Source organism: Mitsuokella jalaludinii DSM 13811 (genome assembly GCF_000702905.1).
Classification (GTDB): domain Bacteria; phylum Bacillota; class Negativicutes; order Selenomonadales; family Selenomonadaceae; genus Mitsuokella; species Mitsuokella jalaludinii.
In genome coordinates this window covers 197,438-210,982 of sequence record NZ_JNKR01000001.1, presented here as the reverse complement: position 1 = coordinate 210,982, position 13,545 = coordinate 197,438, and the positions used below count along the sequence as shown (strand labels likewise).

Below are 13,545 nucleotides of genomic sequence, written 5' to 3'. Positions count from 1 at the left end.
CACTTTTTATGATTTAACTTCTCGAAGTACGACGACTCCTGTCGTATGATTATAAATCAAATGGGCGCAAAAAGAATAAGCTGAGTCCAGCCCAGGAGCGGGGGAACCAAGTTTTTTGGGGTGAACGTCTGGCTCACGGTGTCAGGCCGAGCGGTCTTCATGGTGAAATAGGCGAGGGTGGTCTTCTCTACCCTAACCCGGCAGCTAACCTCGTAAGCGAAGAGAGAGAGGAGTGGCTTTTTGAGTAAAGCAATGCGTATCATTTTCGCAGTATCCATGATCCTTATGTGCTGGTTTTCGGTGGCGGGGGCTTCAGCTTTTCGCGTCGGAGATCAGGGCAGCGATGTAGCAGAAATCCAGGGCCAGCTGGCCAATCTGGGCTACGACGTCACGGCAGACGGTGCCTATGGCCCCGCCACGGTCGAGGCAGTCAAGAGCTTCCAGATGACGCAGGGCATCAACGCAGACGGACTTGTCGGTCCTTCCACGTATGCCGCTCTGCTCGGCAAATCGATGCCGGCAGTCAGCTCCACGACGAACTCCATCGCACGCCGCGTCGTATCGGATTCCATGAACTACCTTGGTGTCCCGTACGTCTTCGGCGGCACGACGCCGAACGGTTTCGACTGCTCGGGTTACGTCCGCTATGTATTCGCCAATGCCGGTGTCTACCTGCCGCGCACGGCTGATGCACAGTATGAGGTCGGCTACTCGGTTTCCACGAGCGAGCTCGTGCCGGGCGACCTCGTCTTCTTCTCGACGTATGAGCCGGGTCCGTCGCACGTCGGCATCTATCTTGGCGATGGTGATTTCATCAACGCATCGTCGAGCCAGGGTGTATCAGTTGCATCCCTGTACAGTTCCTATTGGGGTTCCTGCTATATCGGTGCCCGTCGCGTCATGTAATCTTTTCGGAGAGGGGCAAGCGTCTCTCTCCCTTTTTTTTACGTTTTTACCGGATTTTACGGATTTTACCGAAGGGGTGGAACCATGGGGGATCTCTTTCTTCTGTTCCTGATCATCCTGATGTTTGCCTTTGCTTACTGGGATGAACTTTTCACGGAATGACAACGGGCCGTCTGCTTGGGCAGATGGCCTTTCTTGTCATCACATCAGTGTGTATTTTTTCTGAAACTTTACGCCGAGAGGTTGCATATTATCCGATTTTTGGGTAAGATGATATAACGTATAGACCAGGAAGAAGGCGATGCTATGGATGCAAGGCAGGATTTCTATCTGGCGGCACTCGCGCAGTGCCCGGGACTCGGCAGCCGCAGGCTCGGCCCGTTGTTACAGACAGGCCTGGATGCCGTGAGCCTCTGGCAGATGCCGGCTCTTGAGATGAGCAGGCTCGTCAAGATGCCGCAGGGGCTCGTCAGCACGATTGACGCATTCCGCAGGGACCATCCCGATATGCCGGAAGCGCTGGCGGATATCTGTGAGCAGCGCGGCGTCCATCTCTGCACGCTGCAGGATGAGGATTACCCGTATTTATTGAAGGAAATCTTTTCGCCGCCGCCCGTGCTCTACTGCCGCGGGACGCTCATGCCAAAGGAGCGCCGCGTCGCGATCGTCGGCTCGAGGCGCCTGAGCCCTTACGGTGAGGCGCTGGCGCTCGAGTTCGGCGAGCAGCTGGCCGCTGCGGGCCTGACGGTCGTCAGCGGTGCAGCGCGCGGCATCGATACGAGGTCGCATCGCGGTGCGCTCAAGACAGGCCGCACGGTCGCCGTGCTCGGCTGCGGCATCGATGTGGCGTATCCGGCTGAAAATCGCCGTCTGCTCGCGCAGATTGCGGAGAGCGGCGCGGTCATCTCGGAGTACGCGCCGGGCGTCCAGCCGCTGCCGGCCTTCTTTCCCGCGCGCAACCGCATCATCAGCGGTCTGTCTGAGGGGACGCTCGTCGTCGAGGCGGCCGCGAGGAGCGGCTCGCTGATTACAGCGGAACTCGCCCTTAGCGAAGGGCGCGAGGTCTATGCACTGCCGGGCAGCGTCTTCTCTAAGATGAGTGAGGGCTGCCACCACCTGATCCAGCAGGGAGCGAGGCTTGTGACGAAGCCTGGCGATATCCTCGAGGACATGGGGCTCGTGCAGAAGGTCACGGCCAAGAAGCAGAAGAGCATGACGCCGGACGAGCGCAGGGTCTATCAGGTCCTGTCCTTCGACCGCGCGCTGAGCGCCGACGAGATCCTCATGAGCCTGCCGGATGGAGAGATGCCGAATCTGTCCTTCACGCTCCTGCAGATGGAGCTCAAGGGACTGATCATAGAAAATGAACTGCATGCCTACAGGCGTGCTGAGAGGGAGTGACGGTTTGGCTGCAACAAAAGCAAGTACGGCACCAAAAGCAAAGACAAGAACCAAGACGAAGACAAAGAGAACGCTCGTCGTTGTCGAGTCTCCGGCCAAGGCCAAGACCATCGAGAAATATCTGGGAAAGAAGTACATGGTGCGCGCTTCCATGGGTCATCTGCGCGATCTGCCGAAGAGCCAGTTCGGCATCGACATCGAGAATGACTTCGCGCCGAAGTACATCAACATACGCGGCAAGGGCGATCTCATCAAGGCGCTCAAGAAGGACGCGAAGCATGCCGACAAGATTTATCTGGCAAGCGATCCGGACCGCGAAGGAGAGGCAATCGCCTGGCATCTGGCGTTCATCCTAGGACTTGACCCGTCATCGGATTGCCGCATCGTCTTCAACGAGATCACGAAGCCGGCCATCCAGGAGGCCGTCAAGCACCCGCGCGCCATCAACCTCGATCAGGTCGACGCGCAGCAGGCGCGCCGCATGCTCGACCGCATCGTCGGCTACAAGCTGTCGCCTCTTCTGTGGCGCAAGGTGCGCAAGGGCCTGTCGGCCGGCCGCGTGCAGTCGGTGACAGTCCGACTGATTTGCGACCGCGAGAAGGAGATCCAGGCGTTCCATTCGGATGAGTATTGGACGGTCGGGCTCAAGTTGCGCAAGGAGAGATCGGCGATGTTCCAGGCCGACCTCGTGCAGATCGACGGCAAGCGCCTCGCTGTCACCGATGAGGAGGGCAAGAAGATTGCCCTGCACAATGAGAGCGAAGCGATGGCCGTCACGGAAGACCTCGCCAAGCAAGCGCTGACGGTTGCATCCGTGCGGCGCAGTGAGCGCAGGCGCAAGCCCGCGGCGCCGTTTACGACGAGCTCCTTGCAGCAGGATGCCGCGCGCAAGCTCGGCTTCACCTCGCGCAAGACGATGATGCTCGCGCAGCAGCTCTACGAGGGCATTGAGCTCGGTCGCCACGGCTCGACCGGTCTCATCACCTACATGCGCACGGACTCGACGCGCATCTCGGAGCTCGCGCAGCAGGAGGCGAAGTCGTTCCTGCTCGAAGCGTTCGGCCCGGAATTCGTGCCAGAGAAGGCCAACGTCTACGTGACGGGCAAGAAAGCGCAGGATGCGCATGAGGCCATCCGCCCGACGAGCCTCGTCCACACGCCGGAGAGCCTCGAGAAGTACCTCAACAAGGACCAGCTCAAGCTTTACACGCTCGTCTGGCAGCGCTTTGCCGCCAGCCAGATGACGCCGGCCATCTACGACACGATGGCAATCGCCATCAAGGCCGGCGACCGCTATGACCTGCGCGCCAACGGTTCCCGCCTCAAGTTCGCCGGTTTCACGAAAGTCTACGCCGGTGCTGAGACGACGAAGAAGGAAAAAGACGTCCTCTTGCCGGAGCTTGAAGAAGGCGATGTCCTGAACATCGCCAAGACGCTGCCGCAGCAGCACTTCACAGAGCCGCCGCCGCGCTATAACGATGCCTCGCTCGTCAAGACGCTCGAGGAGAAGGAGATCGGCCGCCCGAGCACGTACGCGCCGATCATCGAGACGATCCAGGCGCGCGGTTACGTCCAGCGCATCGACAAGCACTTCCAGCCGACGGAGCTCGGCTTCGTCGTCGTCGACATGCTCGAGGAGTACTTCAAGGACATCGTCGATGTCAAGTTCACGGCCAATCTCGAGAACGAGCTCGATGAGATCGCCGAGGGCAAGGTCCACAAGAACCAGCTGCTGCGGGAGTTCTACGGTCCGTTCGAGCAGACGCTCGAGAAGGCCGACGAGGCCATCGGCCACGTCGAACTGCCCGTCGAGGTGTCGGACGTCCGCTGCGAGCACTGCGGCCGCCTGATGGTCATCAAGCAGGGACGCTACGGCAAGTTCCTCGCCTGCCCGGGCTTCCCGGAATGCCGCAACACGAAGCCGCTCTTGAAAGATACAGGTGTCAAGTGTCCGAAGTGCGGCGGCAAGATCGTCGAGCGCCGCACGCGCCGCGGGCGCACATTCTATGGCTGCGAGAACTATCCGGACTGTGATTACACGACTTGGGATACGCCGCAACAGCAGAAGTGCGAGAAATGCGGTGCCTTCCTCTTGAAGCATCACTTCAAGAACGGACGCGGCATGCTCTACTGCAGCAATGATGCTTGCGAGACGCGCATCAACCACCCGATCAACAAGGAACTCGAGAAGATGCGCGAGCGCGCCGAAGCCAAGCGGAAGCGCGAAGCGGAGAAGATGGCGGCAGAGGCCGAGAAGAAGGAGAATCCATGAAGAAAGTCATCATAGTCGGCGCTGGCCTGGCTGGCAGCGAGGCCGCCTGGCAGGCGGCCAAGCAGGGCGCGGAAGTCACGCTCTACGAGATGCGTCCCGAAAAGTCGACGCCGGCGCATAAGACGGCCGGCTTTGCCGAGCTCGTCTGCAGCAATTCGCTGCGCGGTGCCGGCCTGGAGAATGCGGTCGGCGTGCTCAAGGAAGAGATGCGCCGCCTCGGTTCCATCATCATGGAGGCAGCCGATGCGACGCGCGTCCCTGCCGGCGGTGCGCTCGCTGTCGACCGCCATGGCTTCAGTGACTACGTGACGGAAAAAGTCACGAATCACCCGCACATCACCGTGGTGCACGAAGAAGTGCCGAAGATCCCGATGGAGGAAGATGCAGTGACCGTCGTGGCGAGCGGCCCGCTGACGGCCGGCAGCCTGGCGGAGGACATCGCAGCGCGCACGGGCAACGATTCGCTGTACTTCTACGATGCGGCCGCCCCAATCGTCAGCCTCGAGTCCGTCGACATGACAAAGGCGTACCGCGCCTCGCGCTACGGCAAGGGTGAGGCAGCCTACATCAACTGCCCGATGACGAAGGAGGAGTACGAGGCGTTCTGGCACGAGCTCGTGACGGCGGAGAAGGCGCCGACGAAGGACTTCGAGAAGGAGAAGTTCTTCGAGGGCTGCATGCCGGTCGAGGTCATGGCGAGCCGCGGCATCGACACGCTGCTCTACGGCCCGCTGAAGCCCGTCGGACTCGAGCACCCCGTGACGGGGGTGCGCCCCTATGCCGTCGTGCAGCTGCGCCAGGACAATGCGGGCGCGACGCTCTACAACATCGTCGGCTTCCAGACGCATCTCAAGTGGCCGGAACAGCGCCGCGTCTTCGGCATGATCCCCGGCCTCGAGCACGCGGAGTTCCTGCGCTACGGCGTCATGCACCGCAACACCTTCCTGAACTCGCCGCGCCACATGCGCCCGACGCTGCAGCTTCGAGGCGAGGACCATCTGCTCTTTGCCGGTCAGATGACGGGCGTTGAGGGCTACATCGAGTCGGCCTCGTCGGGCCTTGTCGCCGGCGTCAATGCGGCGCGCATCGCGCGCGGCGAGCAGCCGCTCGTCTTCCCGGAGGAGAGCTGCCACGGCGCGCTCTGCCACTACATCACGACGAGCGAGGCCAAGCACTTCCAGCCGATGAATGTCAACTTCGGCATCCTGCCGCCCGTTGAGATGCGCGATGCCAATGGGCGCCGCATCCGCGACAAGAAACAGAAGAAACAGCTGCTAGCCGAGAAAGCTCTGGCAGCGATCGAGGCGTTCAAGCCGCAGATCTTTGGCTGCTGATAAAAGCGATTACCCAGAAATGAGGGATTATATATGAGTACAGAATTACAGTTCCATGCGACGACCATCTGTGCCGTGCGCAAGGATGGCAAGACGGCCATCGCAGGCGACGGCCAGGTGACGTTCGGCCAGAACACGATCATGAAGTCGACGGCCCGTAAGGTCCGCCGCATCTACCACGGCCGCGTGCTGGCCGGCTTTGCCGGCTCCGTTGCCGATGCGTTCACGCTGTTCGAGAAATTCGAGGCCAAGCTCGAGACCTATAACGGCAACTTGCAGCGTGCGGCTGTCGAGCTTGCTAAGGAGTGGCGCACCGACAAGATGATGGGCAAGCTCGAGGCCCTGCTGCTCGTGGCCGACAAGAGCACGCTCCTGATGCTATCCGGCAACGGCGAGGTCATCGAGCCGGACGGCGATGTCGCTGCCATCGGCTCGGGCGGCTTCTTCGCCCTCTCGGCAGCGCGCGCCCTCGTCAAGCACACCGACATGGAGGCGAAGGACATCGCGAAGGAGGCGCTGTCGATCGCAGCCGATATCTGCGTCTACACGAATCACAATATCAGAGTGGAGGAACTTGACTGATGGAGAACCGTATCGAAAGTATCGGCGTCAACGAACAGACGCCGCGCGAGATCGTAGAAGAGCTTGACCGCTATATCGTCGGACAGGATGAGGCGAAGCGCTCTGTGGCCATCGCCCTGCGCAACCGCTGGCGCAGCCGTCAGCTCACGGGAGCCATGAAGGAAGAGGTCATCCCGAAGAACATCATGATGATCGGCTCGACGGGCGTCGGCAAGACGGAGATCGCCCGCCGCCTCGCGAAGCTCGTCCGCGCACCGTTCATCAAGGTCGAGGCGACGAAGTTCACGGAGGTCGGCTACGTCGGCCGCGATGTCGAATCGATCATCCGTGACCTGACCGAGGCCGCTGTGCGCATGATCCGCCAGGAGCGCCTCGAAGACGTGCAGGACAAGGCGAAAGAGCAGGCAGAAGAGCGCATCCTCGATGTCTTTGTGCCAGAGCCGAAGAAATCACAGAACCCGCTCGGCCGCCTCTTCGGCGGCGATGACGAGGAAGAGAAGGACAAGCCGGCGGACGAGCCGAAGAAGTATCAGGCCGGCCGCGAATGGGTCCGCAAGCGCCTGGAGAAGGGCGAGCTCGAAGACGAGCTCATCGAGATCGATGTCGAGGAGTCGCGCCGTCCGATGGTCGGCATGTTCTCGGGCTCGAGCCTCGAAGGCATGGGCGACAACCTGCAGGATATGATCGGCAACATCATGCCGAAGCGCCACAAGAAGCGCAAAGTCACGGTCGCGCAGGCCCGCAAGATCTTCACGCAGGAAGAGGCCGGCAAGCTCATCGATATGGAAGCTGTTGCGGAAGAGGCTGTCAAGGTCACGGAGTACAGCGGCATCGTCTTCCTCGATGAGATTGATAAAGTCGCGGTCAAGGGCAACAGCTCGGGTGCTGACGTCTCGCGCGAAGGCGTGCAGCGCGACATCCTGCCAATCGTCGAAGGCTCGCAGGTCTCGACGAAGTACGGCCCGGTCCGCACGGACCACATCCTCTTCATCGCAGCCGGCGCCTTCCACATGGCGAAGCCTTCGGACCTCATCCCGGAGCTCCAGGGCCGCTTCCCAATCCGCGTCGAGCTCAAGTCGCTGCGCAAGGAGGATTTCGAGCGCATCCTGACGGAGCCGCAGAACGCCCTTATCAAGCAGTACGAAGCGCTGCTTGCGACGGAGGGGCTCGCGCTATCCTTCAAGCCGGATGCCATCAGCCGCATCGCCGAGCTCGCCTGCGACGTCAATGAGCAGGCCGAAGATATCGGCGCCCGCCGCCTGCACACGCTGCTCGAGAAAGTCCTCGAGGACATCAGCTTCCGCGCGCCGGAGCTCACCGACAAGGATGTCGTCATCGACGCCGACTACGTCAACGAGCGCCTGGCCGACATCGTGATCAACCGCGACCTCTCGCAGTTCATCCTCTGATACAGGTCCGTCAGGTAAGCAGGGTACAGGATTGCCTGTATCCTGCTTGCTTTTTATTGCGGTGCGCATCTCATTGGCCAGAATTCGCGAAAAAAATAAAAAAATCAGCAGATTCTCTTTGACTATTTTGAAAAGTATGATAAACTAAAGGTGTTCAAAGATAAAACTTTCGGAATTCATTCGTCAAGAGATCAAAGGAGCGTATACCATGGCATCTTTACTAGAAAAAACCCGCAAGATCAATCGTCTGCTTCAGCGTTCTGAAAATGTAGAATATGATGGCATCTCGCGTGTCCTCAGCAATGTCCTGAATGCAAATGTCTATATCACCAACAAGAAGGGCAAGATTTACGGCTATGCCTTTGTCGACGATTTTGAATGCGATCTCATGATCGACAAGGTCATCGACCAGGGCGAGTTCCCGAAGCACTATGTCAACTGGCTCATGCGCATGGATGAGACGTGTGCCAACCTGCGCTCGAAGACGGGCATGTGCGCCTATGAAGAGAATACGAAGTGCCTCTTCAACGGCAAGAACACGACGGTTGTGCCGATCTACGGCGTCGGCGAGCGCATCGGCACGCTGATCGTCGCCAAGTATGACGAAGAGTTCGATGACGATGACCTGCTGCTCTGCGAGTACGGCGCGACGGTCGTCGGCATGGAGATGCTGCGCGACCACGCCGAGAAGATTGAGATTGAGGCGCGCAAGAAAGCGACGGTCCAGATTGCCATCAACACGCTGTCCTTCTCGGAACGCAAGGCTGCTTATGCCATTCTCTCGGCACTCGACAGCACGGAAGGCCTGCTCGTCGCCTCGAAGATCGCGGACCAGGTCAAGATCACGCGCTCGGTCATCGTCAATGCCCTGCGCAAGTTCGAGTCGGCCGGCGTCATCTCGTCGAAGTCGCTCGGCATGAAGGGCACCTACATCAAGGTCCTCAATGAGTACCTGCTCGACGAGGTCCAGAAGCTCCGCAACGAGTGAACACACATGCGATAGGCAACGAAAAAGAGGAACCCGCCTGGGTTCCTCTTTTTCGTTGCCTGAGGATGTTCAGGCATTCGAGAGCTGCTTGAATGCCTCGAGCTTCTTGAGGGCGGCGCCCGACGCGATCATCTGGCGGGCAACCTCGATGCCCTCGGCGATGTCTTTCGCCTTGCCGCCCACGTAGATCGCGGCACCGGCATTGAGCAGGACGATGTCGGTCTTCGGTCCCTGGGCACCCTTGAGGATGGCGAGCGTGACGGCTGCGTTCTCAGCCGGATCACCGCCGCGGATGTCGTCCTTCGTGCAGCGCGTGAAGCCAAAGTCCTCCGGCTTCAGCGTGTAGCGGCGATACCAGCCGTCCTTGAATTCGCAGACGCTCGTCGGAGCGCTCATCGAGAACTCGTCGAGGCAGTCCTGGCCGTAGATGACCATGCCGCTCTTGACGCCGAGCGTCAGGAGGACATTGGCGAGCGGCTCGAGCAGGTACTCATCGTAGACGCCGAGGATCATGCGCGTCGGATGTGCCGGGTTCGTCAGAGGGCCGAGGATGTTGAAGACGGTGCGGATGCCGAGTTCCTTGCGGATGGCGCCGACGTACTTCATCGAGGCGTGATACTTCTGGGCGAACATGAAGCAGATGCCAATCTTCTTGAGCTCCTCGACGACTTTAGCGGGCGGCTGGTCGAGGTTGACGCCGAGCGCTTCGAGGCAGTCGGCGGCACCGCACTTCGAGGAAGCGGCGCGGTTGCCGTGCTTGGCGACTTTGACGCCTGCTGCGGCGATGATCATGGCCGCAGTCGTCGAGATGTTGATGCTGTGCGCGTGGTCGCCGCCCGTGCCGACGATGTCGAGCACATCCATCGCATGCTCGACCTTGAGCGCATGGTCGCGCATGGCCATGGCCGAGCCCGATATCTCATCGATTGTCTCTGCCTTCGTGCTCTTCGTCGAGAGCGCCGCGAGGTAGGCGGCATTCTGGACCTGTGTCGTCTCGCCGTTCATGATCTCATTCATGACGGTGTAGGCTTCGTCGTAAGTGAGATCCTGTTTGCTGACGATCTTCTCAATGGCTTCTTTGATCATAGGAAACCCTCCTGTAGGCAATGATTCGTATGATAGCGTGATGATAAAAGATTCGGCATGACTAACGTTAGCATCCAATTGTAAAGTTGTCAACGTCTCTTCCGCCCTCCTGACGCAATGCCTCCAAAATTTTTGGCGGATGCGTTGACAAGGCAGCGATAAGTCATTATAATAGTAAAGTACGTAATAACGGGATGTAGCGCAGTTTGGTAGCGCGCCTGCTTTGGGAGCAGGATGTCGCAGGTTCGAATCCTGTCATCCCGACCATCCATATGCGTCTGTAGCTCAGCTGGATAGAGCAACGGCCTTCTAAGCCGTGGGTCGCGGGTTCGAATCTTGCCAGACGCACCATTTGAGAGAGATGCTCCGGTTCGCCGGAGCTTTTTTGTTGGGCTTTTCCACCTGAGCGTGAAGTTTGTCTTGCTATCGGGGATTATCTGTGTTATACTAGACATATGTGAATTGTATAGGGGAATTTTAGGCGGAGTCTGTTCAAATAGAGGCTCCGTCTATTTTATTGCAGGCACATGGGGAAGAAGGAAGAACGCCATTCATCAAGGAGGAACTTTATGGAAACACTAGCTGCCATTATCTTTGTGCTGATGTACATGCTGATCGTCTCAGAGAAGGTCCATCGCACGATCGTCGCCATGATGGGCGCCATCATCATGATCATTGCAGGCATCATGCCGGTGGACACGGCCCTGCATCACATCGACTTCAACACGCTCGGCCTGCTCATCGGCATGATGATCCTCGTCAGCGTCACGGCCAAGACGGGGCTCTTCGATTACGTTGCCATCAAGACGGCGAAGGCCGCGAAGGCGCAGCCGCGCCGCCTGCTCATCTACCTCGGCATCATCACGGCTGTCTTCTCGGCTTTCCTCGACAATGTGACGACGGTCCTCTTGATGGTCCCCGTCACCTTCGCCATCACCAATAAGCTGCACATCCCTGTCGTGCCGTTCCTGCTCACGCAGATCCTCGCCTCGAATGTCGGCGGCACGGCCACGCTGATCGGCGACCCGCCGAACATCATGATCGGCAGTGCCGTCAAGGAACTGACCTTTGTCGCCTTCATCGAGAACCTCACGCCGGTCGTCATCCTCTGCATGGTGGCAGTCCTCTTCGTCATGAACGTCCTCTACCGCAAGCAGATGGTCACGAAGCCGGAGCTGCAGGCGGAGATCATGCAGATGGATGAGACGAAATCTCTGAAGGACCGCAAGCTGCTCGCGCGCTCGCTCTTCGTGCTCGGCCTGACGATCCTCGGCTTTTTCACGCATTCCTTCACGCATATCGAGTCGTCTGTCGTCGCTCTCTTCGGCGCCTTCCTGCTGCTGTTCCTCGAGGGCGGCAGTCAGCACGCCGTCGATTTCTCGATGCGCAAGGTCGAGTGGGCGACGATCTTCTTCTTCATCGGCCTCTTCGTCGCAGTCGGCGGCCTCAGCGAGACGGGCGTTATCCGCGACCTCGCGACGAAGGCCGTGGCACTCACGGAAGGCGATGTGACGAAGACGTCGCTGCTCGTTCTCTGGCTCTCGGCACTCGTCTCCTCGGTCCTCGACAACATCCCGTTCGTCGCGACGATGATCCCCTTGATCCAGAACATGGGCGCGATGGGGGTAGACAATCTCGAGCCGGTCTGGTGGAGCCTCTCTCTTGGCGCCTGCCTCGGCGGCAACGGTACGCTCGTCGGTGCTTCGGCAAACCTCATCGTCGCTGGCATGGCGGCGGACCGCGGCGTCAAGATCTCGTTCCTGAACTACTTCAAGATCAGCTTCCCGATCATGATCATGACGATTGCGATCTCGACAATCTACGTCTACCTGCGCTATCTGCTCTGACCGGTATCGGAGCGGGAACGGATACAGATACGGCATATGAGCCGGCCCTCTCGGGGGCCGACTTTTGCATGCAGGGAAGTTTTGGCAGCTGGCAGGATTTCTGGACTGCAGCAAGAATAGATAAAGTAGTAAACATTTTTTTGTTTGGAGGGGTTTTCTTGTCTAAGTTTGGTGGACGTGGATATGGCATGTGTATCCTGTTCGTGATCATCGGTGCAATCCTCGGCGGCATACTCGGTGAGCTCTTGAAGAATGTGCCGTCGCTAGAAGGCGTCATGCCCTACCTCGTGACGACGTTCCCGGTCTTCGATATGGCACCTGTGACAATCGACCTCTACGTGATCCGGCTGACGGTCGGCCTCGCCTTCATGCCCAATCTCATGAGCATGCTCGGCATCGTCGTGGCCATCGCTCTCTACCGCCGCTACTGAGATCGCATTGAGATGATTTGAGAAAGGAAGGATACCATGTTCATTCTGGCATCTGCGTCGCCGCGCCGCAGGGAACTCCTGCAGCAGATCGACGCCAGCTTTGAAGTGAAGGTCAGTTCCGTGGAAGAAGTGACTGGCGGCAATCTGGCACCTGCTGAGATCGTAGTGGAAAATGCCGTCCGCAAGGCAAAGGCTGTGGCAGAGGCTTTCCCGGGGGATGCCGTGCTCGGGGCCGACACCATCGTCTTCCTAGACGGCAGAGTGTATGGCAAGCCGAAGGACGGCGAAGAGGCAAAGGCGATGCTGCGGGCGCTGGCTGGCAGGGAGCATGAGGTCGCGACGGGCATCGCCTGGGTCCATGCGGGCGAGGTCTTCACGGATGTCGAGACGACGCGCGTCTTCTTTGCCCCGCTGACGGAGGAAGCAATCGATGCGTACGTGAAGACAGGAGAGCCGCTCGACAAGGCGGGTGCCTATGCCATCCAGGGCCGGGCGGCGCAGTTCATCGAGTCGATTGAGGGCTCGTTCTCCAACGTCGTGGGGCTTCCCCTCTACGCAGTCTGCCGGCTTGCCGGAAAGGCAGGCGTGAATCTCTATGACAATCATGGTTCGAGATCTACCGATGGAGGAGCGACCGCGTGAGAAGCTCATCGCCTACGGGCCGGAGTCACTGAGCAATGCGGAACTTCTCGCTGTGCTGCTGCACACGGGGACGCGGGAGCAGTCGGTCCTGCACCTCGCGGAATCCGTGCTCGGCAAATTCAAGGAGCGGGGCATCACGTCCATCGTGCACACGACGGTGGCTGACCTCGCGGGCATCCACGGCATCGGCCCGTCAAAGGCCGCGAGCATCCTGGCTGCTGTCGAGCTCGGCCGGCGTCTCGCGAAGAAGGCGGCTGAGAAGGTCCACATTGTCCATGGCCCCGAGGATGCGGCGCACTTTGCCATGCCGCACCTCTGCTATGAGCAGAAGGAGCACTTTGCCGTGCTGTTGCTCAACACGAAGAACCACATCCTCGGCCTGCGCGATGTCTCGATAGGCAGTCTGTCGGCTTCCGTCGTGCACCCGCGCGAGGTATTCGCGATGGCCATCCGCTACGCGGCCGCCTCGATGATCTTGGTGCACAACCATCCGAGCGGGGACCCGAATCCGAGCCGCGAGGACATCGCTATCACAGACAGGCTCGTCAAGGCGGGGCGGATTCTCGACATTCCTGTCCTCGACCACATCATCCTCGGGGACAATCGCTTCCTGAGTCTGAAGGAAAAAGGCATGATTTCCTGAATAA

Annotated in this window: 12 protein-coding genes, 2 tRNA genes and 1 riboswitch; of the genes, 13 read left to right on the top strand and 1 reads right to left on the bottom strand. The window is 59.5% G+C overall.

Features of this window, described 5'->3' with window-relative positions; all coding sequences use genetic code 11:
- Positions 1-68 precede the first annotated feature (68 nt).
- Positions 69-235, top strand: a riboswitch (cyclic di-AMP (ydaO/yuaA leader).
- A gap of 17 nt (positions 236-252) precedes the next feature.
- From T518_RS00930 to codY, 7 genes are all read left to right on the top strand, one after another.
- A complete protein-coding gene (locus tag T518_RS00930) occupies positions 253-906 on the top strand; it encodes a C40 family peptidase (protein ID WP_288270992.1) in 654 nt (217 codons plus the stop codon).
- Between the two features lie 306 nt (positions 907-1,212).
- Positions 1,213-2,307, top strand: a complete 1,095-nt coding sequence (dprA, locus tag T518_RS00925) for a DNA-processing protein DprA (RefSeq protein WP_036373822.1) — start codon at positions 1,213-1,215, stop codon at positions 2,305-2,307.
- Positions 2,270-4,579: a type I DNA topoisomerase gene (topA, locus tag T518_RS00920; protein WP_072003555.1), complete on the top strand. Its 2,310-nt coding sequence runs from the start codon at positions 2,270-2,272 to the stop codon at positions 4,577-4,579. Before dprA ends, topA begins: the two co-directional genes overlap by 38 nt.
- On the top strand, positions 4,576-5,913 hold the full coding sequence (gene trmFO, locus T518_RS00915) for a methylenetetrahydrofolate--tRNA-(uracil(54)-C(5))-methyltransferase (FADH(2)-oxidizing) TrmFO (protein WP_036373816.1): 1,338 nt from the start codon (positions 4,576-4,578) through the stop codon (positions 5,911-5,913). The genes topA and trmFO overlap by 4 nt, the downstream gene beginning before the upstream one ends.
- A 33-nt stretch (positions 5,914-5,946) precedes the next feature.
- Positions 5,947-6,495, top strand: coding sequence for an ATP-dependent protease subunit HslV (hslV, locus tag T518_RS00910; protein WP_036373813.1), 549 nt, complete (start codon positions 5,947-5,949; stop codon positions 6,493-6,495).
- 11 nt (positions 6,496-6,506) lie between these two features.
- Complete coding sequence (gene hslU, locus T518_RS00905; RefSeq protein ID WP_148485431.1) at positions 6,507-7,904, top strand: ATP-dependent protease ATPase subunit HslU; 1,398 nt, start codon at positions 6,507-6,509, stop codon at positions 7,902-7,904.
- Between the two features lie 208 nt (positions 7,905-8,112).
- Entirely contained in the window at positions 8,113-8,892 is a 780-nt protein-coding gene (codY, locus tag T518_RS00900) for a GTP-sensing pleiotropic transcriptional regulator CodY (RefSeq protein WP_036373807.1), read from the top strand.
- Positions 8,893-8,961: 69 nt separating this feature from the next.
- Here codY and trpD read toward each other — a convergent pair whose 3' ends face one another.
- Positions 8,962-9,978, bottom strand: coding sequence for an anthranilate phosphoribosyltransferase (gene trpD, locus T518_RS00895; protein ID WP_036373804.1), 1,017 nt, complete (start codon positions 9,976-9,978; stop codon positions 8,962-8,964).
- A 190-nt stretch (positions 9,979-10,168) separates the two neighbouring features.
- Between trpD and T518_RS00890 the strand changes: the two genes are divergently transcribed.
- The 6 genes from T518_RS00890 (at position 10,169) to radC (ending at position 13,541) form a co-directional block, all read left to right on the top strand.
- Positions 10,169-10,245, top strand: a tRNA-Pro gene (locus T518_RS00890).
- 7 nt (positions 10,246-10,252) lie between these two features.
- A tRNA-Arg gene (locus T518_RS00885) sits at positions 10,253-10,329 on the top strand.
- Positions 10,330-10,547: 218 nt separating this feature from the next.
- The gene (locus T518_RS00880; protein ID WP_036373801.1) at positions 10,548-11,825 is read left to right on the top strand and encodes an ArsB/NhaD family transporter; all 1,278 of its coding nucleotides are present in this window, start codon (positions 10,548-10,550) and stop codon (positions 11,823-11,825) included.
- A gap of 188 nt (positions 11,826-12,013) precedes the next feature.
- Complete coding sequence (locus T518_RS00875) at positions 12,014-12,256, top strand: DUF4321 domain-containing protein (RefSeq protein WP_036373798.1); 243 nt, start codon at positions 12,014-12,016, stop codon at positions 12,254-12,256.
- Between the two features lie 36 nt (positions 12,257-12,292).
- Positions 12,293-12,898 carry a Maf family protein gene (locus T518_RS00870; protein ID WP_036373795.1) on the top strand — a complete coding sequence of 202 codons (606 nt, stop codon included), beginning with the start codon at positions 12,293-12,295 and terminating at the stop codon, positions 12,896-12,898.
- Positions 12,852-13,541, top strand: coding sequence for a RadC family protein (gene radC, locus T518_RS00865; protein ID WP_036373792.1), 690 nt, complete (start codon positions 12,852-12,854; stop codon positions 13,539-13,541). Before T518_RS00870 ends, radC begins: the two co-directional genes overlap by 47 nt.
- Positions 13,542-13,545: the final 4 nt, after the last annotated feature.

Coding starts and splice junctions, on each gene's coding strand:
- T518_RS00930 (WP_288270992.1), top strand. CDS start 253: ATGCGTATCATTTTCGCAGTATCCATGATCCTTATGTGCTGGTTTTCG.
- dprA (WP_036373822.1), top strand. CDS start 1,213: ATGGATGCAAGGCAGGATTTCTATCTGGCGGCACTCGCGCAGTGCCCG.
- topA (WP_072003555.1), top strand. CDS start 2,270: ATGAACTGCATGCCTACAGGCGTGCTGAGAGGGAGTGACGGTTTGGCT.
- trmFO (WP_036373816.1), top strand. CDS start 4,576: ATGAAGAAAGTCATCATAGTCGGCGCTGGCCTGGCTGGCAGCGAGGCC.
- hslV (WP_036373813.1), top strand. CDS start 5,947: ATGAGTACAGAATTACAGTTCCATGCGACGACCATCTGTGCCGTGCGC.
- codY (WP_036373807.1), top strand. CDS start 8,113: ATGGCATCTTTACTAGAAAAAACCCGCAAGATCAATCGTCTGCTTCAG.
- trpD (WP_036373804.1), bottom strand. CDS start 9,978: ATGATCAAAGAAGCCATTGAGAAGATCGTCAGCAAACAGGATCTCACT.
- T518_RS00880 (WP_036373801.1), top strand. CDS start 10,548: ATGGAAACACTAGCTGCCATTATCTTTGTGCTGATGTACATGCTGATC.
- T518_RS00875 (WP_036373798.1), top strand. CDS start 12,014: ATGTGTATCCTGTTCGTGATCATCGGTGCAATCCTCGGCGGCATACTC.
- T518_RS00870 (WP_036373795.1), top strand. CDS start 12,293: ATGTTCATTCTGGCATCTGCGTCGCCGCGCCGCAGGGAACTCCTGCAG.
- radC (WP_036373792.1), top strand. CDS start 12,852: ATGACAATCATGGTTCGAGATCTACCGATGGAGGAGCGACCGCGTGAG.